At 37.5% G+C, this 26900-nt stretch carries 22 protein-coding genes and 1 pseudogene; 13 read left to right on the top strand and 10 right to left on the bottom strand.

The window, feature by feature from the left end; all coding sequences use genetic code 11:
- The first annotated feature begins 69 nt into the window (after nucleotides 1-69).
- From ACPT8O_RS05660 to ACPT8O_RS05635, 6 genes are read left to right on the top strand one after another with little or no spacing between them, the layout of a single operon-like run.
- Nucleotides 70-1764: an ABC transporter substrate-binding protein gene (locus ACPT8O_RS05660; RefSeq protein ID WP_021035343.1), complete on the top strand. Its 1695-nt coding sequence runs from the start codon at nucleotides 70-72 to the stop codon at nucleotides 1762-1764.
- The gene (locus tag ACPT8O_RS05655) at nucleotides 1764-2729 is read left to right on the top strand and encodes an ABC transporter permease (protein ID WP_021035344.1); all 966 of its coding nucleotides are present in this window, start codon (nucleotides 1764-1766) and stop codon (nucleotides 2727-2729) included. The genes ACPT8O_RS05660 and ACPT8O_RS05655 overlap by 1 nt, the downstream gene beginning before the upstream one ends.
- The gene (locus ACPT8O_RS05650) at nucleotides 2719-3606 is read left to right on the top strand and encodes an ABC transporter permease subunit (RefSeq protein WP_021035345.1); all 888 of its coding nucleotides are present in this window, start codon (nucleotides 2719-2721) and stop codon (nucleotides 3604-3606) included. The genes ACPT8O_RS05655 and ACPT8O_RS05650 overlap by 11 nt, the downstream gene beginning before the upstream one ends.
- A gap of 3 nt (nucleotides 3607-3609) precedes the next feature.
- Nucleotides 3610-4659, top strand: a complete 1050-nt coding sequence (locus tag ACPT8O_RS05645; protein WP_005657080.1) for an oligopeptide/dipeptide ABC transporter ATP-binding protein — start codon at nucleotides 3610-3612, stop codon at nucleotides 4657-4659.
- A complete protein-coding gene (locus ACPT8O_RS05640) occupies nucleotides 4659-5468 on the top strand; it encodes an ATP-binding cassette domain-containing protein (RefSeq protein ID WP_021035346.1) in 810 nt (269 codons plus the stop codon). The genes ACPT8O_RS05645 and ACPT8O_RS05640 overlap by 1 nt, the downstream gene beginning before the upstream one ends.
- Nucleotides 5469-5479: 11 nt before the next feature.
- The gene (locus tag ACPT8O_RS05635; protein WP_021035347.1) at nucleotides 5480-6496 is read left to right on the top strand and encodes a YeiH family protein; all 1017 of its coding nucleotides are present in this window, start codon (nucleotides 5480-5482) and stop codon (nucleotides 6494-6496) included.
- Between the two features lie 78 nt (nucleotides 6497-6574).
- Here the strand turns inward: ACPT8O_RS05635 and truA are convergent, their stop codons facing one another.
- Entirely contained in the window at nucleotides 6575-7384 is an 810-nt protein-coding gene (gene truA / locus ACPT8O_RS05630) for a tRNA pseudouridine(38-40) synthase TruA (protein ID WP_021035348.1), read from the bottom strand.
- Between the two features lie 234 nt (nucleotides 7385-7618).
- Here truA and fbp point away from each other — a divergent pair, with 234 nt between their 5' ends.
- The gene (gene fbp / locus ACPT8O_RS05625; RefSeq protein WP_012054441.1) at nucleotides 7619-8620 is read left to right on the top strand and encodes a class 1 fructose-bisphosphatase; all 1002 of its coding nucleotides are present in this window, start codon (nucleotides 7619-7621) and stop codon (nucleotides 8618-8620) included.
- 69 nt (nucleotides 8621-8689) lie between these two features.
- On the opposite strand, the pseudogene ACPT8O_RS05620 reads toward fbp, so the two are convergent.
- From ACPT8O_RS05620 to rsmI, 3 genes and pseudogenes are all read right to left on the bottom strand, one after another.
- A pseudogene (locus ACPT8O_RS05620) lies at nucleotides 8690-9241 on the bottom strand (NlpC/P60 family protein).
- Between the two features lie 115 nt (nucleotides 9242-9356).
- The gene (tldD, locus tag ACPT8O_RS05615; protein ID WP_021035350.1) at nucleotides 9357-10805 is read right to left on the bottom strand and encodes a metalloprotease TldD; all 1449 of its coding nucleotides are present in this window, start codon (nucleotides 10803-10805) and stop codon (nucleotides 9357-9359) included.
- A 101-nt stretch (nucleotides 10806-10906) separates the two neighbouring features.
- Complete coding sequence (gene rsmI, locus ACPT8O_RS05610) at nucleotides 10907-11758, bottom strand: 16S rRNA (cytidine(1402)-2'-O)-methyltransferase (RefSeq protein ID WP_021035351.1); 852 nt, start codon at nucleotides 11756-11758, stop codon at nucleotides 10907-10909.
- 71 nt (nucleotides 11759-11829) lie between these two features.
- On the opposite strand from rsmI, the gene ACPT8O_RS05605 reads away from it, so the two are divergent.
- From ACPT8O_RS05605 to nrdB, 6 genes are all read left to right on the top strand, one after another.
- Nucleotides 11830-13557, top strand: a complete 1728-nt coding sequence (locus ACPT8O_RS05605; RefSeq protein ID WP_021035352.1) for a penicillin-binding protein activator — start codon at nucleotides 11830-11832, stop codon at nucleotides 13555-13557.
- The gene (locus tag ACPT8O_RS05600; RefSeq protein WP_054249404.1) at nucleotides 13557-13916 is read left to right on the top strand and encodes a YraN family protein; all 360 of its coding nucleotides are present in this window, start codon (nucleotides 13557-13559) and stop codon (nucleotides 13914-13916) included. The genes ACPT8O_RS05605 and ACPT8O_RS05600 overlap by 1 nt, the downstream gene beginning before the upstream one ends.
- 12 nt (nucleotides 13917-13928) lie before the next feature.
- Entirely contained in the window at nucleotides 13929-14513 is a 585-nt protein-coding gene (locus ACPT8O_RS05595; RefSeq protein WP_021035354.1) for a D-sedoheptulose-7-phosphate isomerase, read from the top strand.
- Between the two features lie 56 nt (nucleotides 14514-14569).
- Nucleotides 14570-15151, top strand: coding sequence for a division/outer membrane stress-associated lipid-binding lipoprotein (gene dolP, locus ACPT8O_RS05590; RefSeq protein ID WP_021035355.1), 582 nt, complete (start codon nucleotides 14570-14572; stop codon nucleotides 15149-15151).
- A gap of 254 nt (nucleotides 15152-15405) precedes the next feature.
- Nucleotides 15406-17676, top strand: coding sequence for a class 1a ribonucleoside-diphosphate reductase subunit alpha (gene nrdA / locus ACPT8O_RS05585; protein ID WP_041175349.1), 2271 nt, complete (start codon nucleotides 15406-15408; stop codon nucleotides 17674-17676).
- Between the two features lie 142 nt (nucleotides 17677-17818).
- Nucleotides 17819-18949 (top strand): class Ia ribonucleoside-diphosphate reductase subunit beta, encoded by a 1131-nt coding sequence (gene nrdB, locus ACPT8O_RS05580; protein ID WP_005650087.1) that lies wholly within the window; start codon nucleotides 17819-17821, stop codon nucleotides 18947-18949.
- Between the two features lie 114 nt (nucleotides 18950-19063).
- Here nrdB and odhB read toward each other — a convergent pair whose 3' ends face one another.
- From odhB to ACPT8O_RS05550, 6 genes are all read right to left on the bottom strand, one after another.
- Nucleotides 19064-20293, bottom strand: a complete 1230-nt coding sequence (gene odhB, locus ACPT8O_RS05575) for a 2-oxoglutarate dehydrogenase complex dihydrolipoyllysine-residue succinyltransferase (RefSeq protein WP_021035357.1) — start codon at nucleotides 20291-20293, stop codon at nucleotides 19064-19066.
- Nucleotides 20294-20399: 106 nt separating this feature from the next.
- Nucleotides 20400-23207, bottom strand: coding sequence for a 2-oxoglutarate dehydrogenase E1 component (gene sucA, locus ACPT8O_RS05570; protein WP_041175350.1), 2808 nt, complete (start codon nucleotides 23205-23207; stop codon nucleotides 20400-20402).
- A gap of 196 nt (nucleotides 23208-23403) precedes the next feature.
- Complete coding sequence (locus ACPT8O_RS05565; RefSeq protein ID WP_021035359.1) at nucleotides 23404-24489, bottom strand: YadA family autotransporter adhesin; 1086 nt, start codon at nucleotides 24487-24489, stop codon at nucleotides 23404-23406.
- Nucleotides 24490-24842: 353 nt separating this feature from the next.
- On the bottom strand, nucleotides 24843-25511 hold the full coding sequence (locus ACPT8O_RS05560) for an MBL fold metallo-hydrolase (RefSeq protein ID WP_021035361.1): 669 nt from the start codon (nucleotides 25509-25511) through the stop codon (nucleotides 24843-24845).
- Between the two features lie 9 nt (nucleotides 25512-25520).
- Nucleotides 25521-26276, bottom strand: a complete 756-nt coding sequence (locus ACPT8O_RS05555; protein WP_021035362.1) for a TatD family hydrolase — start codon at nucleotides 26274-26276, stop codon at nucleotides 25521-25523.
- Between the two features lie 51 nt (nucleotides 26277-26327).
- Nucleotides 26328-26888, bottom strand: a complete 561-nt coding sequence (locus ACPT8O_RS05550) for a YcbK family protein (RefSeq protein WP_021035363.1) — start codon at nucleotides 26886-26888, stop codon at nucleotides 26328-26330.
- Nucleotides 26889-26900 lie beyond the last annotated feature (12 nt).

The following is a 26900-nucleotide window of genomic DNA, read 5'->3' as shown; positions in this document are numbered from 1 at the left end:
TCAATATCCTAGCCATTTTTACTAATATGCCTTACAATTTGGCACATAATTTATCACAATGCATTTGTTATGTTACGTCTAAATCTGAGATTTTTATCTTTTCTGCTCTGCATAAGCCAAAATATAGAATTACAAGCTGCGCCAAGTATTCCAACATTTTTAACTGAAAATGGCTTAACTTATTGCACCCATGCTTCAGGTTTTTCATTTAATCCGCAAACTGCAGATGCAGGAACCAGTATGAATGTGGTTACGGAGCAAATTTATAACAAATTATTTGATATAAAAAATCACAGTGCAACATTAACACCAATGCTGGCGCAATCTTATTCCATTTCAGCTGATGGTAAAGAAATTGTATTAAATTTACGTCACGGCGTAAAATTTCACCAAACCCCTTGGTTTACCCCAACACGTGATTTTAACGCTGAAGATGTAGTATTTTCGATTAATCGTGTATTAGGGCATAATACTTATTTACCAACTTTAGCAAAGGCGAATGTTACCTATAGTAATCCACAATATAAAGTGTTTCACGAACAAGCAAGAAAAGTGCGTTTTCCTTATTTTGATAGCATTAAACTTAACGAAAAAATCAAATCTGTGACCGCACTTTCGCCTTATCAAGTAAAAATTGAATTATTTGAGCCTGATTCCTCCATTTTGTCGCATCTTGCCAGCCAATATGCGATTATTTTTTCACAAGAATATGCCTATCAATTAAGCGCAGATGACAATCTTGCTCAATTAGATACTCATCCAGTAGGCACAGGGCCGTATCAAGTAAAAGATTATGTATATAATCAATATGTTCGCTTAGTGCGTAACGAAAACTATTGGAAAAAAGAAGCTAAGATAGAACATATTATTGTGGATCTTTCTACTGATCGAAGCGGGCGTTTAGTCAAATTTTTCAATCACGAATGTCAAATCGCTTCTTATCCTGAAGTAAGCCAAATTGGCTTATTAAAAAATGATGACAAACATTATTATATGCAATCTACTGATGGGATGAATTTAGCCTATTTAGCGTTTAATTTTGATAAGCCATTAATGCGAGATCACGAAATCCGTGCTGCTATTTCACAAAGTTTAAACCGAGCTCGAATCATTCATAGCATTTACCATAACACAGCAACTGTTGCTAATAACATTATTCCTGAAGTGTCTTGGGCTTCAACTGTCAATACGCCAGAATTTGAGTTTGATTACCATCCCAAAATCGCCAAAAATAAATTAGCAGATAAAAACCTTTTGTTAAATTTATGGGTAATTAATGAAGAACAAGTCTATAATCCTGCACCTTTTAAAATGGCTGAAATGATAAAATGGGATTTAGCTCAAGCGGGTGTAAAAGTTAAAGTGCGTGCCGTAACTCGTCCATTTTTAACGGCGCAATTACGCAATCAATCAGAAAATTATGATTTGATTCTATCTGGTTGGTTAGCTGGTAATCTTGATCCTGATGGTTTTATGCGTCCAATTTTAAGCTGTGGAACAAAAAATGAACTCACTAATTTATCTAATTGGTGTAATGAAGAATTTGATCAATTTATGGATCGCGCCATTACCACCTCACATTTAAGTTCACGCGCAAAAGCCTATAATGAAGCCCAAGAACTCGTTTTACGTGAATTACCCATTATTCCTATTGCCAATGTAAAACGTATTTTAGTCGCAAATAGTCGTGTGAAAGGAGTAAAAATAACACCTTTTGGTAGCTTAGATTTTTCCACCTTACATTTTATTCAGGAGAAACACTAATGTTATGGTCGGCTCTTCGCCATATTCTGTGGGTGGCATTATTATTACTCGTACTATCGCTATTAGGCTTTGTCATTTTATTGCGAGATCCTCTTAATGCGAATCTTGTTACACAAAACATTTATATCGGCTATTTTCATTATTTAGGCACCTTGTTACAAGGTGATTTTGGCATTACCTATAACGGTGGAAAATCATTAATGAACCTTATTCTCACGGTTCTTCCTCCCACATTAGAACTTTGTTTCATTACATTATTTTTAGCATTTATTTTTGGTTTGCCACTTGGCATTATAAGTGCGGTCAATTCTGAACAAGTTTTTGCAAAAAGTTTACAAAGCCTATCTTATGTAGGACTATCTATTCCAATATTTTGGTTAGCCCCCATTTTACTGTATGTTGCCGCGCTCTCACATTGGGAAATTGCCGCTATTGGGCAATATAATTTACTTTACGAAATTAAATCTATTACAGGATTTCCTGTCATTGATATATGGTTTATGGAAGTACCTTATCGCACAAAAATTGTACAAAATGTATTACAACATTTAGCCTTACCAACGCTGGTATTGTGTATTTTGCCAACGATGGAAATTATCCGCATTATTCATCAACGAGCAGAATATATTTTGAATCAAAATTTTTCTAAAGTAGCGACAACACGGGGTTGGTCAAAATGGAAAATTCTCCATCAATATGTATTCCGTAATACTTTTCCCCTGCTTGTTCCACAAGTACCACGTGTATTCACATTAGTATTAACGCAATGTATGTTGGTAGAAACCGCTTTAGGCTGGCCAGGCATTGGTCGTTGGTTAATTAATGCCGTAAATGAACAAGATTACAACAGCATTGCCGCAGGTGTAATTGTTATTGGTGTATGTATTATTTTAATTGATACATTAACTAAACTATTCACTTTTATACTCGATCCATTTAAAAAGAAAGGTTGGTATGCAAAATAAAGAACCTGATGAATTCCGCGAAAGTACCTCAATCTTTCAAATTTGGTTACGCTTTCGTCAAAATACCATCGCACTTTTTAGCTTTTATTTATTAATCGCATTAATTTTTACCGCACTTTTTGCTAGTTATCTTGCACCTTATGCTGATAATCGACAATTTATTGGGCAAGAATTAATGCCTCCATCTTGGGTAGATAGAGGAAAAATTGCTTTTTTCTTTGGTACTGATGATTTAGGTCGCGACATATTAAGTCGTTTAATTATGGGTACTCGCTATACCTTAGGTTCTGCTTTACTGGTTGTCTTTTCAGTGGCAATAATAGGCGGCGCACTAGGAATTATTGCAGGACTACTGAAAGGTATTAAAGCTCGTTTTGTCGGGCATATTTTTGATGCTTTTTTATCGTTACCTATTCTATTAATTGCCGTTGTTATTTCAACATTAATGGAACCAAGTTTATGGAATGCAATGTTTGCTACGCTATTAGCGATTTTGCCTTATTTCATTCACACCATATATCGCGCTATTCAAAAAGAATTAAAAAAAGATTATGTTGTAATGCTAAAACTTGAAGGCATTTCCAATCAAGCCTTATTGAAAAGCACTATTTTACCGAATATTACCGTTATTTATATTCAAGAAGTGGCTCATGCTTTTGTTATAGCCGTGTTAGATATTAGTGCATTAAGCTTTATTTCTCTTGGCGCACAACGACCTACACCTGAATGGGGGGCAATGATAAAAGACTCTTTGGAACTACTTTATCTTGCGCCTTGGACAGTACTTTTACCTGGTTTCGCCATTATTTTTACTATTTTATTAAGTATTATTTTCAGTAATGGCTTAACTAAAGCCATCAATCAACATCAAGAATAGCTTATGGCACTTTTAGACATTTGTAACCTCAATATTGAAATTCAAACCTCCAATGGGCGTATAAAAATTGTAGATGGCGTCAATCTTTCTCTTAACGAAGGAGAAATCACTGGATTAGTTGGCGAATCAGGCTCAGGAAAAAGTTTAATCGCTAAAGTCATTTGTAATGCAATCAAAGAAAATTGGATTATTACTGCCGATCGCTTTCGTTTTCACGATGTAGAATTACTGAAACTCAGTCCTCATAAACGACGTAAGATTGTTGGCAAAGAAATTTCAATGATTTTCCAAAATCCCTTATCTTGCCTTGATCCAAGTCGAAAAATAGGAAAACAACTCATCCAAAATATTCCTAATTGGACATTTAAAAATAAATGGTGGAAATGGTTTGGGTGGAAAAAAAGACGTGCTATTGAATTGTTACATCGCGTAGGAATTAAAGATCATCGTGATATTATGGCAAGCTATCCTAACGAACTGACAGAAGGCGAAGGACAAAAAGTTATGATCGCAATGGCTGTCGCTAATCAGCCACGCTTATTAATCGCGGATGAACCAACAAATGCGTTAGAATCAACCACTGCCCTACAAGTTTTTCGTTTACTTTCCAGTATGAACCAAAATCAGGGAACAACAATTTTACTTACGAGTAACGATATTAAAAGTATTAGTGAATGGTGCGATCAAATTTCAGTGCTTTATTGTGGGCAAAATACAGAATCCGCTCCGACTGAAATATTAATCGAAAGTCCCCATCATCCTTATACCCAAGCCTTAATTAATGCTGTACCCGATTTTACTCAACCTTTAGGATTTAAAACTAAATTGGGTACGTTAGAAGGCACCGTTCCTATTTTAGAGCAAATGCCAATTGGCTGTCGTCTTGGCCCAAGATGCCCTTTTGCACAAAAAAAATGTATGGAAAAACCAAGACGATTGAAAATAAAACAACACGAATTTTCTTGTCATTATCCTATTAATTTACGAGAAAAAAATTTTAAAGAAAAAACAACAGCCACCCCTTTTATACTTAATTGCAAAGGAAATGAATAATGCCCTTACTACAAGTGGAAGATTTAACTAAAACTTTCAAAGGTCACGCCAGTTTATTTGGTCGAAGTCAATTCAATGCAGTGGATAGCGTGAGTTTTACCCTTGAACGCAAACAAACACTAGCGATCATTGGCAATAATGGCTCTGGTAAATCAACCCTAGTGAAAATGATAGCAGGTATTATTCCGCCGACTTCTGGTCGAATTTTATTTAATGATCGAGAATTACAATATCAGGATGTACAATCTAGAGCTAAACATATTCGTATGGTTTTCCAAGATGCTAATTCTGCATTCAACCCACGTTTAAATATTGGGCAAATATTAGACGAACCATTAAGCCTAGCAACAGATTGGACAGAGACACAACGTAATGAAAAAATCTTTGAAACCCTCTCTCTCGTTGGACTTTATCCTGATTACACAAATCTCAATATTAAGCATCTCTCTATCAGCCAAAAGCAGCGAGTTGCCCTAGCACGCGCATTAATTTTAGCACCAGAAATTATTATAATAGATGATGCAATTGGCAATTTAGATGCTTCTGTACGTATTCAATTGCTTAATTTAACCCTTGATTTACAACAACGTTTAGGTATATCTTATATTTATGTGGGACAGGATCTCGGTGTAATTAAACATATTGCAGATACGATTATCGTAATGGATGACGGAAAAATGATTGAATATGGCAGCCCTCAAAATCTTTTTACTGATCCACAAACTGATGTTACTCGTCGCTTAGTCGAAAGCTATTTTGGCAAAATTTTAGATGAAACCGCTTGGGTAAAAGACAAAAACACTCACTAAGGAAAGGAAAAATGAACACTCGTCCCTTTTATTTCGGACTTATATTTATTGCCATTATCGCTATACTTGCTAACTATTTAGGAAACACTGATTTTTCCCATCATTATCATATCAGTGCTTTAATTATTGCCATCTTGCTGGGAATGGCAATCGGCAATACCATTTATCCGCAATTTTCAACACAAGTGGAAAAAGGCGTTTTGTTTGCCAAAGGCACGCTTCTTCGCACTGGCATTGTGCTGTATGGTTTCCGCCTCACTTTTGGCGATATTGCCGATGTAGGATTAAATGCTGTTGTCACTGATGCGATTATGCTAATTTCAACCTTCTTTTTTACCGCACTTTTAGGCATTCGTTATCTAAAAATGGATAAACAATTAGTTTATCTCACTGGGGCTGGATGTAGTATTTGTGGTGCGGCAGCGGTTATGGCGGCAGAGCCTGTGACCAAAGCAGAATCTCATAAAGTTTCAGTAGCGATTGCCGTAGTGGTCATTTTCGGGACGCTTGCTATTTTTACTTACCCCTTTTTCTACACTTGGTCACAAGATTTAATTAACGCCCATCAATTCGGTATTTATGTTGGTTCTAGTGTACACGAAGTGGCTCAAGTGTATGCTATTGGGGAAAATATTGATCCTATCGTGGCGAATACTGCCGTCATTTCCAAAATGATCCGAGTGATGATGCTCGCACCATTTTTATTAATGCTTTCTTGGTTATTAACACGTAGTAATGGAGTATCAGAAAATACGTCACACAAAATTACAATTCCTTGGTTTGCTGTACTTTTTATTGGTGTTGCGATTTTTAATTCTTTTGATTTATTACCAAAAGAACTCGTAAACTTATTAGTTGAAATCGATTCTTTCTTATTAATTTCATCAATGGCTGCCCTTGGCTTAACGACGCAAGCAAGCGCAATCAAAAAGGCAGGATTAAAACCGTTTGTTTTAGGAATACTAACTTATTTATGGCTAGTGGTTGGTGGATTTTTAGTGAACTATGGAATATCAAAATTAATATAAAATTCACTTAAGATTGACCGCACTTTTAAAGTGCGGTCTTTTTTACAGATATGGTTATTTAAAGGATTAAATTACGCTTTATTTCAAAGTACGATTTAATAAACCATCCTCTAAAAATAAAGGGCCAATTGGGCGTTTAGGAATATCAAACTTCTGCGGATAAATCACATCAACCAAATACAATCCATCGGGTTTTGCTGTTGGTGCAGCAAGCTGACGATTTTTCTGCTCAAGTAGCCATTGCATCCATTCAATCGGCTGATTTCCAGCACCGACCTCAATCAAACTTCCCACAATATTACGCACCATATGATGCACAAAAGCGTTCGCCTGAATATCCACAATAATATATTGCCCGATACGAGACACATTCAAATGATGCACATTACGCCAAGGGGTATGGGATTGACATTGTGCTGCACGGAAAGAGGAAAAATCATGTTCGCCAAGTAAACATTGTCCTGCCTGATGCATTTTTTCCGCATCTAAATCTAAATGACAATGTGTCATTCCTCCCGCTAAAATCGCAGAGCGTAATTTATTACAATAAAGAATATAACGGTAACGGCGTGCTGTTGCAGAAAATCTGGCGTGAAATTCATCATCGACTTGTTTTGCCCAACTCACTGCAATGTCATCAGGTAAATGAGCATTCGTACCAAAAGCCCAAGCCTTCTCTGGGCGAACCGCATTGGTTTCAAAATGAACAACCTGCCCCGTTCCACTTACGCCAGAATCCGTTCGCCCCGCACAAAATATTTCAATTTTTTCATTTGCAATGTGAGAAAGTGCCTTTTCTAATTCTTCTTGTACACTGCGGACTTTTTCTTGTCTCTGCCAACCATAATAATTTTGTCCATTATACTCAATGCCTAATGCAATTTTCATTTTTTACCTTTTGGCTTAATAAAGTGCGGTTATGGTAGCCCAAGTTTATTTGGAGCGCAAATGCATAAAAACACTCCAAAATTTATTCAAAAATAAGCGATAGTTTCTAAAAATTACAACAATTAATGTGAAATTTTTGTGATAAAGATCTCATTCTGATAATCTGCCATTAGAGTTTACACTCCAAACTCCCTATAATTAATCAACGTATTATGAAAAACTAAAAGGAAAATTATGAAAACATTGAGTGAATTTATCGTTGAACGCCAAGCTGAATATCCAAACGCAAAGGGGGAATTGAGTGGTATTTTGTCGTCAATTCGTCTTTTAGCGAAAATTATTCATCGAGATATTAACAAAGCAGGTTTAACAAATATTCTCGGTCAATCTGGTATTGAAAATGTACAAGGCGAAAGTCAAATGAAACTCGATTTATTCGCCCATAACACGATGAAAGCGGCATTAATGGCACGTGAAGAAGTGGCTGGTTTTGCATCTGAAGAAGAAGAAAGTTTTATTGCGTTTGATACAGAACGTGGCCGTAATGCAAAATATATTATTTTAACGGATCCCCTTGATGGTTCTTCAAATATTGATGTAAACGTATCTGTAGGAACAATTTTCTCTATTTACCGTCGCGTATCTCCAATTGGCTCACCTGTTACCTTAGAAGATTTTATGCAACCAGGTAATAAACAAGTCGCGGCGGGTTATATTGTTTATGGTTCATCAACAATGTTGGTTTATACCACTGGTCACGGTGTGAATGGTTTCACTTATGATCCGTCTATCGGTACATTCTGTCTGTCACACGAAAATATGCAAATGCCAAAAGAGGGCAAAATTTATTCCATCAATGAAGGACAATACCTGAAATTCCCACAAGGTGTGAAAAAATATATTAAATATTGCCAAGAAGAAGATAAAGCGACTCATCGCCCTTACGTATCTCGCTATATTGGTTCACTTGTAGCAGACTTCCACCGCAATTTATTAAAAGGCGGCATTTATATTTACCCAAGTGCAACCAACTATCCAAATGGAAAACTCCGTTTATTATATGAAGGCAATCCTATTGCATTTTTAGCGGAGCAAGCTGGTGGTGTCGCAACAGATGGTTATCGTCGAATTTTAGATATCGAACCAACCGCACTTCATGAACGTGTTCCATTATTTGTGGGTTCAGAAGATATGGTAAAAAAAGCACAAGAAATGATGGAAGAATTTAAAGAATAATAAAAATCCCCTCGACTAAAAGAGGAAATTTTTATCAAAAAACCGAACTTAATGTTCGGTTTTTTTATATTACATAATACGACGCGATTGAGTATAGGTTCTAGCCCAATATTTTTCATCAAGGGAACTTATCGTCACACCTTGCCCTGTACTTGCGTGCATAAATTGGTTATTACCAATATAAACACCAACGTGATTATTTTTACGGAAGAAAACTAAATCGCCTTTTTTAAGTTCGGATTTATTTATTTTTCTACCTAAATGACGCTGTTAAGCCGTAGAACGAGGCAATTCAATACCAAAAACTTCAGAAAAAGTTGTTTGCATAAATGCTGAACAATCAATACCACGTTTAGTCGTACCGCCCATACGATAACGAGTGCCAACCCATTCATTATATACACTAGCGAGAGCCTTATCGCCCATCAAAGCCGAGGAGCGGTTTGTTCTCACTTTGTGAAAAATACCTGTTCGATTATCTTTTTCTAAATTATTAATTAAACCCGTTAATTGAACATCATCATTTTCCGAAATAATCTGATGATTTGCCGTTCGTGGTGTATTAGAACAAGCCGTTGCTAATACAGCTAAACCAATAATAACTAAAATTCTTTTCAACATAATTTCAAATAATTAAAAGAAATAAAATCTAGCAGAGGCTATAAAAATTTGAATAGAATTACCAGTAAAAATCCAATTTTGATAAGCATTTTGTGATCTTTCACACAAATTCGACTTAATTTGTTCCACCAACAGTAATTTCATCAATTTTTAATGCTGGCTGCCCTACGCCAACGGGTACACTTTGTCCCTCTTTACCACAAACCCCGATACCTAAATCAAGTTCTGATTTATCTGCAACCATAGAAATTTTTTGCATCACTTCAATGCCGCTACCGATTAAAGTTGCACCCTTCACTGGTTTCGTGATTTTCCCTTTTTCAATTAAATAAGCTTCTGAAGTAGAAAATACAAATTTACCAGAGGTAATATCCACTTGCCCACCACCAAAGTGCGGTGCATAAATCCCCTGTTCTACAGAAGCAATCAAATCATCAAAGTGACTTTGTCCCGCAAGCATATAGGTGTTAGTCATTCGAGGCATTGGCAAATGTGCATAAGACTCACGTCGTCCATTCCCTGTTGGCGAGACGCCCATTAAACGGGCGTTCATTTTATCTTGCATATAACCTTGCAAGATTCCATCTTTGATAAGTACATTGCACTGGCTTGGCACACCTTCGTCATCAATAGTCAATGATCCTCGACGATTTTCAATGGTGCCGTCATCTACAATTGTACATAATGGAGAAGTTACTTGTTCGCCAATCTTGCCTGTAAAAAGTGAACTTTCTTTACGGTTAAAATCGCCTTCTAAACCGTGACCTACTGCTTCGTGTAGCAACACACCCGGCCAACCAGCACCTAATACAACAGGCATTAATCCAGCTGGTGCTGCAATTGCACTAAGGTTTACAAGTGCTTGACGAACCGCTTCTTTAGCAAATCTTACAGCTCTAATATCGCCATCAACAATTTCAAAGAACCAATCTAAACCGAAACGTCCACCAGAACCACAACTGCCTCGTTCACGTTTGCCATTTTCTTCTACTAACACAGAAATAGATAAGCGAACTAAAGGACGAATATCTGCTGCTAGTGTACCATCCGTCGCCATGACTAATACTTCTTCATAAACGGAACTGAGGCTTGCTGAAACCTTGGTTACACGATGATCTTCAGCTCGAGCCGTACGATCAACCAAATGTAATAGCTCAATTTTTTTCTCTTTGGTTAAACTTTCCAAAGGATTAATCGCTGCATAACGAGCAATAGGATTTACAACATTAAAAGCGGATGGCGAAATCAAATTTCCCTGTTTGACTTGCGCAATTCCTTTCACAGCTTCTGCACATTGCTGCAAAGAAGCAAGATTAATTTGATCGGCATAAGCAAAGCCTGTTTTCTCGCCAGAAACTGCCCGCACGCCAACGCCACGATCAATATGAAAACCGCCTTCTTTTATAATGCCATCTTCTAATACCCAACTTTCATCTTGGCTAAGTTGAAAATACAGATCGGCATAATCAATATTGCGATGCGACATAACATCAAAAATATTGAGTAATGTTTGAGTTGAAAGATTGCTTGGCGTGAGTAATGTATTTGAAACTTGGTTTAACATATTTTTTCCAGTCTAAAGTAAATATCTTGTGAGTGCTTATATCCGTTTAGTACAACAACACAGATTAAAATCGGATTAATAAAGTGCGGTTGATTTTGAGGTTATTTTTCCAAATGCGCTAATCCAAATTGATACAAAGCATTCTTCTTATAACCATACAATTCCGCAACAATAGCTGCTGCTTTTTTTAGTGGCAATTCTTCTGCAATTAATTCAAGTGCCTTTACCGCTTGCGGCGAAATTTCATCGTTATTGTCAGACTTTGGTTTGCCTTCCACAATCAAAACCATCTCGCCTTTTGTACGATTTGGATCTTCTAAAAGCCATTCTCGTAAATTTTTAATCGTGTTGCCCGTAATCGTTTCCCAAGTTTTAGTCATTTCACGGGCTAACACCATATATCGTTCTTCTCCTAGCACCGCTTGCATATCTTCTAGCGTATCTAAAATACGATGGGTAGATTCATAAAAAATCAAAGTGCGGTCTTCTTCGGCGATATTTTCTAATTTATCTTTGCGCGCTTTACTTTTCGCAGGTAAAAAACCTTCAAAACAAAATCTATCAGAAGCAATCCCCGATGCGCAAAGTGCGGTAATTGCCGCACAGGCTCCAGGCAAAGGCACAACTCGAATGCCAGCTTCACGGCATTGACGTACTAAATGAAAACCAGGGTCACTGATTAATGGCGTCCCCGCATCAGAAATCAAAGCAATATTACTCCCCTGCTTAAGCTTTTCCACCAAAATATGGGCTTTTTCTTGTTCGTTATGATCGTGCAAAGCAAAAAATGGCTTCTTAATGCCGTAATGACTCAATAAAAATCCACTATGGCGAGTATCCTCTGCTGCAATTAAATCCACTTGCACAAAAGTCTCTAAAGCACGCTGGGTAATATCCTGTAAATTACCAATGGGCGTGGCAACAATGTATAAAATTCCGGTTAAATCAGTCATTTTTGTTTGCTTTTAAGTTATGAGATAAGTAAGATCTGCTACAACTATTGTCTGTTTATGATGGAGCAAAGATGTCTATTCTATTACAAGGTGGACGTTTTAAAAAACGTTTAATGCCAATTTTATTGTCAATGGCTTTAGCTGGCTGTTCAAATCTACTTGGTAGCAATTTCACACAAACCTTACAACAAGATGCAAATGCAAGTTCTGAATTTTATATAAACAAATTAGGGCAAACACAAGAACTTGAAGATCAACAAACCTATAAATTGCTCGCAGCTCGCGTGTTAATCCGTGAAAATAAAGTTGAACAATCGGAAGCGTTATTAAGGGAATTAGGCGAATTAAATGATGCGCAAAAATTAGATCGAGCATTAATTGAAGCGAGAATTTCTGCTGCAAAAAATGCTAATGAGGTCGCTCAAAATCAATTACGTGTATTAGATTTGAATAAATTAAGCCCGTCACAAAAATCTCGTTATTACGAAATCTTAGCTATTGTTGCCGAAAACCGTAAAGACATTATTGAAGCGGTAAAAGCGCGGATAGAAATGGATAAAAATTTAACGGATGTACAACGCCGTCAAGATAACATTGATAAAACTTGGGCTTTATTGCGTTCAGCGAATACTGGCGTAATCAATAATGCTTCTGATGAAGGCAGCGCGGCTTTAGGTGGCTGGCTCACTTTAATCAAAGCTTACAACGATTATATTCGTCAGCCTGTGCAATTAAGCCAAACACTACAAAGCTGGAAAAATGCCTATCCAAATCATTCAGCCGCAATTTTATTTCCAAAAGAATTACTTTCTTTATTAAATTTCCAGCAAACAACTCTTTCACAAATTGGTTTGTTACTGCCATTAAGTGGTGATGGACAAATTCTTGGTACAACCATTCAATCGGGTTTCAACGATGCAAAAGGTAACTCAACCGTTCCAGTGCAAGTATTTGATACCTCAATGAATTCTGTTCAAGATATTATTGTGCAGGCAAAACAGGCGGGTATTAAAACCTTAGTTGGCCCATTACTAAAACAAAATCTTGATGTGATTTTAGCGGATCCTGCTCAAATTCAAGGTATGGATGTGCTTGCATTAAATGCCACACCAAATTCTCGTGCGATTCCTCAACTTTGTTATTACGGACTTTCTCCAGAAGATGAAGCTGAATCTGCTGCCAATAAAATGTGGAACGATGGCGTGCGTAATCCACTTGTCGCAATGCCACAAAATGATTTAGGACAACGCGTAGGCAATGCCTTTAATGTACGTTGGCAACAATTAGCAGGTACTGATGCGAATATCCGTTACTACAATTTGCCTGCGGATGTGACTTATTTCGTTCAAGAAAATAACTCAAATACAACCGCACTTTATGCCGTAGCAAGTCCAACTGAACTGGCAGAAATGAAAGGTTATTTAACAAATATCGTGCCTAATTTAGCGATTTATGCCAGCTCTCGAGCAAGCGCAAGTGCAACAAACACTAATGCTGACTTCATCGCACAGATGAACGGTGTACAGTTTAGTGATATTCCATTTTTTAAAGATACCAATTCTCCACAATATCAGAAGTTGGCAAAATCCACGGGGGGCGAATATCAATTGATGCGTTTATATGCAATGGGTGCGGATGCGTGGTTGCTAATTAATCAATTCAATGAATTACGCCAAGTGCCAGGCTATCGCTTAAGTGGCTTAACAGGGATTTTAAGTGCTGATACCAACTGTAATGTTGAACGCGATATGACTTGGTATCAATATCAAGATGGTGCAATTGTACCAGTTGCAAACTAATGTTTTCTTTAAAACGTCAGCAAGGGGCGAGCTTTGAGCATCAAGCTCGCCTTTTTTTAGAAGCAAAAGGCTTAACATTTATTGCGGCTAATCAAAATCTCAAATGTGGTGAACTTGATCTAATAATGAATGACAAAAAAACTATCGTCTTTGTTGAAGTTCGCCAACGAAGTCATTCCGCCTTTGGTTCTGCTATAGAAAGCGTAGATTGGCGAAAACAACAAAAATGGTTAGATGCCGCAAATTTATGGCTTGCAAAACAAAATATGAGCTTAGAAGATGCTAATTGCCGCTTTGATTTAATCGCCTTTGGCAAAACGCCCCAAGATATTCAATGGATTCCTAATTTTCTCGATTAACGGCTTTTTATAATGTTACAAAAAGTAAAAGATATTTATAGCGAAAGTATTCAAATTCAAATTGCAGCATCAAGTATGCTTTCTGAAAATATTACCAACGCCACACAAATGGTAATGCAATGTTTATTAGGCGGTAATAAGGTTATCGCCTGTGGCGTGTCACGTTCTTATGCTAATGCACAGTTTCTTGTATCTAACTTGCTGAATCGATACGAGTTAGTTAGACCGAGCTTCCCTTCTGTACTATTGAGTTTAGAAAGTGCGGTGGGTTCTTCACTTGTTTTTGAACAATCGCCAGAAGAATTGTATTGTCATCAATTTAATGCTGTTGCAAAATCGGGCGACTTACTTATTGCTTTTGCACCTTTGGGGACAGAAAAAATCGTGCTAAATACGATTTCCCACGCTGTCAGCAAAGAAATTAATGTTATTGCGCTGACTGGCTCTAACAATGATGCCATTCAAGGAATTTTAGCAGACAAGGATTTAGAAATATCAATCCCAGCCAGCAAAGAAAGTCGTATCTTAGAGAACCATCTTTTTGTGATTAATGCACTTTGTGAATTAGTTGATCAGACTTTATTCCCAAGTGCTTGACAGGAAAATAAATCACTTTCAAACTAATAGTAATTTAATCTAAAAAGGAGTTAATTATGACATTATCCCCGTTAAAAAAACTCGCTATCCTGCTTGGGGCGACTATTTTTCTACAAGGCTGTGTTGCAGCTGTGATTGGAGGTGGTGCTGTCGCAGCTAAAGTAGGTACAGATCCCCGAACCACAGGGACACAAATTGATGACGAAACCCTAGAATTTAAAGTCGAAAATGCTGTAGAAAAAGATGCCCAAATTAAGGCTGAAGGCCGTGTAAATGCCGTATCTTACAATGGTCGAGTACTTTTAATCGGTCAAGTACCAAATGATAACGTCAAGGAAACAGCAACGGACTTAACACGTGGCGTTGAAGGCGTTAATGATACTTATAACCAACTCACTATAGGCCCTAAAATTTCCTTTGCACAAATAAGTAAAGATAGTTGGATCACAACGCAAGTCAAATCTAAGATGTTCGTTGATGGTCGAGTTAAAGCCACCGATATCAAAGTGATTAGTGAAAATGGAGAAGTATTTTTACTGGGTAACGTCACACAATCCCAAGCCAATGCGGCAGCCGACATTGCCAGCAAAATCAGCGGGGTAAAAAAAGTAATTAAAGTATTCAAATACCTAGACTAATCTTTCAAAGTGCGGTGAAAAATTCAACAAATTTTTACCGCACTTTTTCTTATTTTTATAAATAAAAAATTTTAATTTTTATTCTCACAAAAACCGTTTATTTTTAAATAAGTTATCTATTGTCAAGAATTAAAACAAAAAATTTATTACTTGCGATCTTTTCTCAAACACATTATCTTGTGCATCGTTTTCATAAAAACACTATATCTTGTGTTTTAAATCCTGTTTTAAATAACAACAAGAAGGCTAATACAATGAATAAAAGTTTAATGGTTACAAAGCGTGACGGTACGCAAGAACAAATCAATCTTGATAAAATCCATCGTGTGATCACGTGGGCTGCTGAAGGACTAGACAATGTTTCTGTTTCCCAAGTAGAACTTCGTTCACATATTCAATTTTATGAAGGCATTCGCACTTCAGACATCCACGAAACCATCATTAAAGCAGCCGCAGATTTAATCAGCAAAGATTCGCCAGATTATCAATATTTAGCTGCTCGTTTAGCGATTTTCCATTTACGTAAAAAAGCCTATGGTCATTTCGATCCCCCTCGTTTATACGATCACGTCAAAAAATTAGTACGTATGGGAAAATATGATCAAGCGTTATTAGATGATTATACTCGCGAAGAATGGGATGAAATGGACAATTTCATCGACCATTGGCGTGATATGACGTTTTCTTATGCAGCCGTGAAGCAATTGGAGGGTAAATATTTAGTACAAAACCGTGTGACGGGAGAAATCTACGAGTCTGCACAATTCTTATATTTGCTCGTTTCCGCAAGTCTATTCTCTAAATATCCAAAAGAAACACGTTTGAATTATGTAAAACGTTTCTACGATGCAACATCGACTTTCAAAATTTCCTTACCAACGCCAATTATGGCGGGTGTGCGTACTCCAACTCGTCAATTCAGCTCTTGCGTATTAATTGAATGTGATGACAGTTTAGATTCAATCAATGCAACGGCATCAGCTATTGTAAAATATGTTTCACAACGTGCGGGGATTGGTATTAATGCAGGGGCTATTCGTGCATTAGGTAGTGAGATTCGTGGTGGAGAAGCATTCCATACAGGTTGTATTCCATTCTATAAATATTTCCAAACTGCAGTGAAATCTTGCTCACAAGGTGGCGTTCGTGGCGGTGCAGCAACACTTTATTACCCAATTTGGCACTTAGAAGCAGAAAACTTGCTCGTATTAAAAAATAACCGTGGTGTGGAAGACAACCGCGTTCGTCATATGGATTATGGCGTGCAATTAAACAAACTAATGTATCAACGCTTAATTAAAGGCAGCGAAATTACTTTATTCAGCCCATCAGATGTGCCAGGACTTTATGAAGCATTCTTTGCGGATCAAGATAAATTTGAAGAACTTTACGTAAAATACGAACAAGATCCAACTATCCGTAAGCGTACTGTTAAAGCAGTTGAAATCTTTTCTTTATTGATGCAAGAACGGGCATCAACGGGTCGAATTTACATTCAAAACGTGGATCACTGTAATACCCACTCTCCGTTTGATCCGCAAGTGGCACCAGTTCGTCAATCTAACTTGTGCTTAGAAATTGCATTACCAACTAAACCGCTTCAACACATTAACGATGAAAATGGGGAAATTGCACTTTGTACGCTTTCCGCCTTTAACTTAGGTAAAATTGAAAACTTAGATGAATTAGAAGAACTTGCGGATCTTGCGGTTCGTTCTCTTGATGCCTTATTAGACTATCAAGATTACCCTATTGTGGCAGCAAAACGTAGCTCACTTGCACGCCGTTCACTCGGTATTGGGGTCATTAACTATGCCTATTACCTTGCGAAAAATGGTGTTCGCTATTCTGATGGTTCAGCCAACGATTTAACTCACCGCACTTTTGAAGCCATTCAATATTATTTATTGAAAGCCTCTATGAACTTAGCAAAAGAGCAAGGTGCGTGTGAATACTTCAATGAAACCACTTATGCAAAAGGCATTTTACCGATTGATACCTATAAGAAAGATTTAGATGCTTTAACACAAGAGCCTCTACATTATGATTGGGAAAGTTTACGTAAAGATATTCAAGAATTTGGTTTACGTAACTCAACATTAACGGCCTTAATGCCATCAGAAACATCATCACAGATTTCCAATGCGACTAATGGTATTGAGCCACCACGCGGTCACGTAAGTATTAAAGCGTCAAAAGATGGTATCTTAAAACAGGTTGTGCCTGAATATGAAAATTTAATGGATAACTATGAATTACTTTGGGATATTCCAAGTAATGACGGTTACTTACACTTAGTTGGTATTATGCAAAAATTCGTGGATCAAGCGATCTCTGCAAACACAAACTATGATCCAAAACGTTTTGAAGACGGTAAAGTACCAATGAAAGTATTATTAAAAGATTTATTAACCGCTTACAAATACGGTTTAAAAACCCTTTACTATCAAAACACCCGCGACGGTGCCGAAGATGTTCAAGAAGATCTTGATGACGGCTGTGCTGGTGGTGCTTGCAAAATTTAAACGCCCCTATTGTCTTCCCCAACTTATGGGGAAGATAGCACGACATAATGAATTAGGATACTTTCCTCAGTCTTCGATAGTTTCTCCTGATAAACAGGGAAAGCTAAATAAATGATAACTTCTATTTAAAAGGATAAATAAAATGGCGTATACCACTTTTTCCCAAAATAAAAATGATCAATTAAAAGAACCGATGTTCTTTGGTCAAAATGTTAATGTTGCACGTTACGATCAACAAAAATATGAGACTTTTGAGAAGCTTATTGAAAAACAACTTTCTTTCTTCTGGCGTCCGGAAGAAGTAGATGTGTCGCAAGACCGTATTGACTATGCCGCGTTACCTGAACATGAAAAACACATTTTCATCAGTAACTTAAAATATCAAACCTTGTTAGATTCTATTCAAGGTCGTAGCCCGAATGTAGCATTATTGCCTTTAGTGTCTATTCCTGAATTAGAAACTTGGATTGAGACTTGGACCTTCTCTGAAACCATTCACTCTCGCTCTTACACACATATTATTCGTAATATTGTGAACGATCCTTCTATCGTGTTTGATGACATCGTGACCAACGAAGAAATCATCAAACGCGCACAGGATATTTCATCTTACTACGATGATTTAATCCGTGATAGCCAACTTTATGGCTTATACGGCGAAGGAACTTATACCGTAGATGGCAAAGAATGCGTCGTGACTTTACGTAGTTTGAAAAAACAACTTTACCTTTGCCTGATGAGTGTTAATGCGCTTGAAGCTATTCGTTTCTACGTTTCTTTCGCTTGTTCATTTGCTTTTGCTGAACGTCGTTTAATGGAAGGCAACGCGAAAATTATTAAATTTATCGCACGTGATGAAGCCTTACACTTAACAGGTACACAGCATATTTTAAATATTATGGCAGCAGGTCAAGACGATCCTGAAATGGCAGAAATTGCGGAAGAATGTAAACAAGAGGCCTATGATTTATTTGTTGCAGCGGCAGAACAAGAAAAAGCCTGGGCTGATTATCTATTTAAAGACGGTTCAATGATCGGTCTCAACAGAGATATTTTAGTTCAATACGTAGAATATATTACCAATATCCGTATGCAAGCTGTTGGATTGCCACTACCATTCCAAACACGTTCAAATCCAATTCCTTGGATTAACGCTTGGTTAGTGTCAGATAACGTACAGGTTGCACCACAAGAAGTAGAAGTAAGTTCTTACCTTGTAGGTCAAATTGACTCAAAAGTTGATACGAATGATTTTGACGATTTTTCTCTCTAATTAAAAACACATAAAAACTAACCGCACTTTGGAATATACTTTTTAAATATTTAAGGTGCGGTTAAATTTTTGTTCATTTTAAAAGGCTTTCTAATACAGAAAGCCTTTTATTTCTTAGATTTCTAATAACAATCTTGTTGGATCTTCCAATAATTCTTTAATCGTTACCAAGAAACCAACAGATTCACGGCCATCAATTAGGCGATGATCATAAGATAAAGCAAGGTACATCATAGGACGAATCACAACTTGACCATTAAGCGCAATTGGGCGTTCTTTAATTGCGTGCATCCCTAAAATCGCACTTTGTGGTGGATTGATAATTGGAGTGGACATAAGAGAACCGAACACGCCGCCATTTGTAATAGTAAAATTGCCGCCAGTGAGATCTTCTACTGTCAATTTGCCATCACGACCTTTTTCAGCTAATGCTTTAATCTGTTTTTCAATATCAGCCATACTAAGCTTATCGCAATCACGAAGCACTGGTGTGACTAATCCACGCGGGGTCGAAACCGCAATACTAATATCAAAATAGTTATGGTAAACAACATCATCCCCATCAATAGAAGCATTAACTTCAGGATAGCGTTTTAATGCTTCCACAACCGCTTTGATATAAAAAGACATAAATCCTAAACGCACTGAATGTTGTTTTTCAAATTTTTCCCCGTAGGTTTTACGCAAAGTCATTATTGGCTGCATATCCACTTCATTGAAAGTAGTAAGCATTGCTGTACTATTTTTGGCTTCAAGTAAACGTTCAGCAATACGTTTACGCAAACGGGTCATTGTCACACGTTTTTCAGAACGTGCGCTATAAGCCACCGTACTAATTGTATTTTGCTCAGTGGCAGCTTCTTGTTTCACTTGCTGAGCTTGTCGTTTTGCGATTTCACGTTCAATATCTTCACGTGTTAAACGACCGCCTACACCCGAACCTTGAATTTGATCTGCTTGTAAATCATATTCTGCCAATAAACGACGAATTGCTGGGCTATGATCCGCATTATGATTATGACTATTTTCAATCGCTGCATTTTGACGATCAGATGGTGTGGGTTCATTCGTTGCTTTTAACGTCGCTGAACTGACATCTCCTTCTTGAGCCGTAGAAATTTTGCCTAGCAACTGCTTACTGACGACAGTTTCGCCCTCAGCTTGAACAACTTCAGCCAGTACACCATCAGAAAGTGCTGGGACTTCTAGCACGACTTTATCCGTTTCAATTTCCACAATAACTTCATCACGTTTCACAGTATCGCCCAATTTTTTATGCCAAGTGGCAACAGTTGCATCTGCAACTGATTCAGGTAGGTCTGGAACAAGAATTTCGATAGTCATTTTATTTTTCCTTTTCTTCTTTTTTACTCTATATCTTAATTATCTTGGCTCCCCTATTTACAGAGGAAAGCAAAGATATAAAAACCTTTATTAAATTAACCGCACTTTAAAAACTCAGTGCATCTTCCACTAACTGCTTTTGCTGCTTAGTGTGAAGCGACATATAGCCCACAGCAGGCGAAGCAGAAGCTGGACGCCCTGCATATTTTAGTCTAACGGATTCTGGAATTGCTGATTCAAAATTATGTTTGCTGCAATACCACGCACCTTGGTTAAGTGGTTCTTCTTGACACCAAACATAATCAGTCACGTGCGCATAAGGCTCAAGTGCATTCTTCACATCCTCGTGAGGGAATGGATAAAGCTGCTCAATACGAATAATCGCCACATCTTTCTGATTATTGGCACGACGTTGTTCAAGTAAATCGTAATAAACTTTACCTGAACACATTACCACACGTTTTACATCTTTAGGATCCAGCTCGTCAATTTCTCCAATTACCGTTTGGAAAGTTCCATTAATCAATTCATCTAAACTGGATACGGCTAATGGATGGCGTAACAAAGATTTTGGAGAAATAGCAATCAACGGACGGCGCATTTTACGTAAAGACTGACGGCGTAACATATGGTACACCTGCGCTGGCGTTGATGGCACGCAAACTTGCATATTTTGTTCGGCACAAAGTTGCAAATAACGTTCAAGACGTGCGGAAGAATGTTCTGGGCCTTGTCCTTCATAGCCGTGTGGCAACAACATTACCAAACCGCACATTCTGCCCCATTTTTGTTCGCCAGAGCTAATAAATTGGTCAATAACAATTTGCGCACCATTAGCAAAATCGCCAAATTGCGCTTCCCAAATAGTTAAAGTTTTTGGATCTGTCGTTGCATAACCATATTCAAAAGCAAGTACAGATTCTTCTGAAAGTACAGAATCCCATACTTCAAAACGACCTTGATTGGCGTGCAAATGTGTTAATGGTACATATCCCGTACCATCATTTTGATTATGCACAACGGCATGACGATGGAAAAAAGTACCTCGTCCCGCATCTTCGCCTGATAAACGAACATTAACACCTTCATCAAGTAAGGTTGCATAAGCCATGGTTTCAGCCATACCCCAGTCGAGCAATTTTTCGCCTTGATACATTGCTTTACGATCATTATAGATTTTTTCTACGCGAGGATGCGCACGTAAACTTTCGGGATATTCACACACACGTTTGGCAAGGGTTAAAAAACGTTCCTGCGAAAATTTGCTTTCATAAGGTGCAGTCCAATCATAATTGAGATATTGCAACCAATCCATTTTTGCCGCATCCATTTCACGCCATTCAGATACCACGCGATCGCCATTATCTAGCGCATCACGATAATTATTTGCCATTTCAATAACTTGTTCTTCAGTTATTACAGCTTCTGAAACTAAACGATCAGCATAAACTTTACGAGGTGTAGGATGTTTTTTGATGATGCTATACATCATTGGTTGAGTGGCTAATGGTTCATCTGCCTCGTTATGACCGTGGCGACGATAAGAAATTAAATCAATAAAAATATCTCGTTTGAATAAATTACGATATTCCACCGCCATACGCGCAGCAAATGCCACCGCTTCAGGATCATCGCCATTAACGTGAATAATCGGCGCTTGAATCATTTTCGCGATATCGGTGCAATACTCTGTGGAACGTGTGTCATTCGGGTTAGATGTGGTAAAACCAATTTGGTTATTAATCACGATACGAATGGTACCGCCCACACTGTAACCACGGGCATTTGACATATTCAATGTTTCTTGAACAACCCCCTGTCCTGCCACAGCTGAATCTCCGTGAACAGTAATAGCAAGCACTTTGCTATGTTCTGTATCATTCATACGAGTTTGTCGAGATCGAACAGAACCAATTACAACAGGGCTTACGATTTCCAAATGGGAAGGATTAAATGCCAAAGTTAAGTGAACTCGCTTATCATCTACTGCGAAATCAGAAGAAAAACCTTGATGATATTTCACATCCCCCGTACGTTCACTGGAATGTTTACCTGCAAATTCATCGAATAAATTTTCAGGCTTTTTACCTAATACATTCACAAGCATATTCAAACGTCCACGGTGTGCCATTCCCATTACCACATCATTTACCCCTTGGCGACTAGAATGACGAATAATTTCTTTCATCAATGGAATAAAGGCATCACTTCCTTCTAAGGAAAAGCGTTTCGCACCAGGGAATTTCGCACCAAGATAACGCTCTAAACCATCTGCTGCCGTAAGTTCACGCAGAAAATTAACACGTTCTTCAGATGTAAAAAGCGGTTTCTCTAACACACTTTCCATTTTACTCTGAAGCCACATTTTCTGCTCCATATCTTGTACGTGCATAAATTCCAAGCCAATTGAGCCACAATATGTTTCTTTCAACATTTGAGCTAATTCGCCAAGTTTAATGGTATCGCGTTTGTAAACGTACTGATTAATATTGAAAGTTTCGTTGAGATCTTGTTCAGTAAAACCGTGATGGCGATAATCTAATTCAGGGACGGAAGATACTTTCCAACGATAATAATTGAGAGGATCAAGATTAGCCTCTAAATGGCCACGAAAACGATAGGCATTGATAAATTGTAGAACTTTCACTAATTTTGCGCCAGCTTCAGGATCTATTACTGTCACTGCTTCATTATGATTTTCCCGCGCTAAACGACGGAAATAATCTCGCACTGGTGTATGGGGCTGTTCAAGTGCGGTAGTTTTTGGTAAAGAATCAAAAGTGGCTCGCCAACTTTCCTCCACCGACTGTGGATCACTCAAATAGCTTTCATAAAGTTCTTCTATATAAGATTGATTTGCACCACCTAAAGCTGTGCTGGCTAACCAATCATCAAATGCCTTGTTTTGCTGCATAATTACCTCTTTATTATGATATTTGAAGCAATATTTTCGCTCCATTTTTTTACGCATTATACATAGGATTAAAAAGGAAATAAGCCTCTTATAAGAAATTGTTACAAATTTGTGATCTAGTTCAAACTCTTTGTATATAAAAAACCGCACTTCATCTCTTAAACAAAGTGCGGTTATTTTTACTTGTGTTTTTAAATTACCACATAAATCCTACGCTTGCTCCACCGCCAGAATAGCCACTAGATGAAAGAGCTGCGTTAATTTTCAAACTCACTGAACCATCAGAAGATAAACGTGAATACCCTACTGCGAGTGAATTTGCCCCTTTAAAATTCCCTACCCCGACAGAAACACCTTGTTTACCGGGTATGGAAGCAGATTGCAGTCCTCCAATTGCAATCGCACTTGCAATCCCTGAGCGGTATTCTTTTTTCAGTCGTTGAGCTTGAGCTTTTAGCTGACGAACATTTACTGCATCATTTTCTTGAGTACCATCGGCGACATTAGTGATTTGACGGTAAAGATTATAATTGCCATCGCCAACAGAAACGGTGTTAGGGCGGTTAGCAAGAGAACTAGCACCTAAAGCAACAGAGTTGTAAGCGGCGGCTTCACTTTCATAACCCAAAGCCAAACTTTTTTCTGCTTGCGCCTTGCTGTGCATACCGAAAGCAGAACCGCGATAGCCGGTTACCTGAGTTCCGCCACCAACAGCAGTGCCTTCAATCGCGGCAACCGTAGAAAATGCACCTATTGAGGTAGCAAATAAATTATGCGAAGATGCTTTCCAACCAAATGCTAATGCACCGTAAGTTGCTCCACTTTTTTTGATAATATCAGCTTCAGAAGTTCGATCTACACTAATTTTATTTACACAACCTTCTGCATCTACTTCTAACACTTTACTGTTTTGATTATCAATTTTATTACTTTTTCCTTTTTCCAAAACAGCCACTCGGCTACCAACACCGATAGCCATTGCACCAATCCCATCTTTACTATATGAATATGTACCAATAGCAATAGCTTCATTACCTAAAGCTTCAGCTTCACTACCAAATGCTAAACCACTTTTTGGTGCTTTAGCTTCACGCCCAATAGCATAACTAAACGCATCGCCTTGTTCGCCTGTTGTCGTATTATCCAGTCCAGCTTCAGCTTTATAACCAATTGCTATTGAACCCAAATTTTGAGCTTTAGCCAAACCTCCAATTGCTACGGAAGCGTGAGACGGTTTCCCGTTAGATTGATTTAATACTTGGCTTTCATCACCCAATGCCACACCAAAAGCTGTACCACTAGGAACAGTTCCATACTCTGGTGTCCATTTTGGATCGTCAGCAAAAGATTGAACAGAATAAAAAGAAGTGGAAATAAGTAGACTGATTAAAGAAAGGCGAATTAGACTATTTTGCTTGCTTGCTTGCTTGCTTGCTTGCTTGCTTGCTTGCTTGCTTGCTTGCTTGCTTGCTTAATGATTTTCATTGTTTTGCTCCTTTGTCAAGAAAATAATTGAGGACGTTGATTGTAACAGAAAATAATTTCAAAAATGTGAGCTACTTCACATTTTTGGAAATTAAATAAAAAAACGTGGAAAAATTTACCGCACTTTTAGGCTAATTGATCATTCATTTTTCAGTTAGCAATTGAGCGATCAATAACCTCCAAGGATTTAGGATTTAAAAATGGATTGGTCTGCTTTTCTTGCCCAATGGTTGTATAAGGTCCATGCCCAGCAATAATAATAAGATCGTCATTTAATAGGAGTAATTTTGTTCGGATTGAAGAAATCAATGTTTCATAGTCGCCTCGAGGGAAATCGGTACGACCAATACCACCTTGAAATAATACATCGCCTGTAAATGCCACTTTTTTCTCGTGTTCAATAAAACCGATATGCCCTGGTGTGTGTCCTGGTAAATGTAAAATTTCAAAATTAAAGCCATCTAATTTTAAAATTTCGCCCTCTTGATTAAACCAACGATCAGGCAAAAAAGCGTCAATATTTGGTAAGCCAAAAAGTTGGGCTTGCTCGGGTAAACTTTCAAATAAAAATTTATCTTCTTCTTGAGAACCCCAAATTTCAACACCAAAATGTTGTTTTAATTGCATTGCAGCACCAACGTGATCTAAATGACCGTGAGTAATCAAAATCACTTTGAGATTTAAATTCAGTTCTTCAATACGTTGAATTAGGCGTTCGGCTTCGCCACCTGGGTCAATAATTGCGGCATTTTTGTCATCATCCCAAATCAAAGAACAATTTTGTTGGAATGCGGTAACAGGGATAATTTCGATATTCATTTTTACTCCTTATAATCGATAAAATTGTTGAGTATTCAAAAACAGTTGATTTTGAACAGAATGTAATGGCAAAGATTTTAATTCAGCTAGTTTTTGCAATACTGCCAATAATTGTTCAGAAATACCCGCACTTTTAAATCCCTCGTGTTGCCAAGGGCTATCTGTTTCAATCATCAAGCGATTTAAGGGTAAATGTTGTGCGACATATTGGGTTTTAGGATTCCATAAAATATCAGGCGTTAGGCTTGCAAAATAGGGGGTAGATAAAAATTTCTGAAAAGATTTTTCATCTGTCTTAAACCAATGAAAATGGGCAAATTGAATATTATGTTTCTGCAATAATTCAAGGGCAATCTCTACATCGTTATGTACAATATGCAAATTTAATGGTAAATCCCATTTTTTCGCGATCAGAATAAATCGTTCTAGTAATTCAATGTAAGGTGCGTAATCTAAATTCGGATTTTCTCGTTTAGAATAATGTGGCAAGCCCACCTCGCCAATGGCAGAAATTAAGGAGTGATGTTCGTCAATCCATTGAAATAATTCTTTTTGTTCTTCTAAACTAGGTAATTGCTGTTCAGGATGAAAACCAGCTGCAATATAAAGTTTCTCTGGGTAAGTCTGTTTTAAATTCAGCAGTTTCTTAGCACTTGCAAGATTCATACTTACCGCAAGCATACCTATAATCTTTGAATGACCAAGTGTTTGCTGAATATTCTCGTCAGAGAGTTGGTCTAAATGAAGATGGCTGTCAAATAACATATCTTTTCCAATGAAAAACCGCACAAAAGTGCGGTTAATTTTACATTTGTTTTACACGCCTTTCCAAGTTCTCACAGGGCCTGTATCTACGTGAATAAAATTGCTGGTTGGATAATAACCCACGCCACCATTTCTAAGACTTTCCGCAGAAGATTTCACTTTAATCAAAGGCACACCCGCAATACGAAAATCAATGGCTTTTCCTTTAATGTGATAACTATTTTTCGCTACACCGCGACTTTGGCGACGACGCATTGCATTAGTGGCAGCTGAACGATAACCACAAATGACTTCAATTTCAGCATTGCGTAAACCTAAATTAGTTTGAATATTATAAAATTTATGGAATAAATTTGGATCCATTTTATGCACTTGATTTGTCCTTTTATCACGCATTAAATAATCCAATTTTTTTAACATCGCAGGCGAAAAACCTTTTACTAAAGAAAACTCGCCACTTAATCTTTCGCCCGTATTAATATTGCGGAAAGTTAAAATACGAGGCTTAGGCGTTGAAACCATTGCTAATACAGAATTGGGTAAAATAGATATTCCTAACGCAATACCGCCCAGCGATAACCACTTTCGTTTATTTTGATCCACATAATTCATTATAGCTCCTTA

Origin of the sequence: Haemophilus sp. HN_Hi08 (genome assembly GCF_049824455.1) — a bacterium.
In the GTDB taxonomy this organism is placed as follows: Bacteria; Pseudomonadota; Gammaproteobacteria; order Enterobacterales; family Pasteurellaceae; genus Haemophilus; species Haemophilus influenzae_D.
The sequence above is the reverse complement of the archived record's forward strand: the minus strand, read 5'-3'. Positions and strand labels throughout refer to the sequence as shown.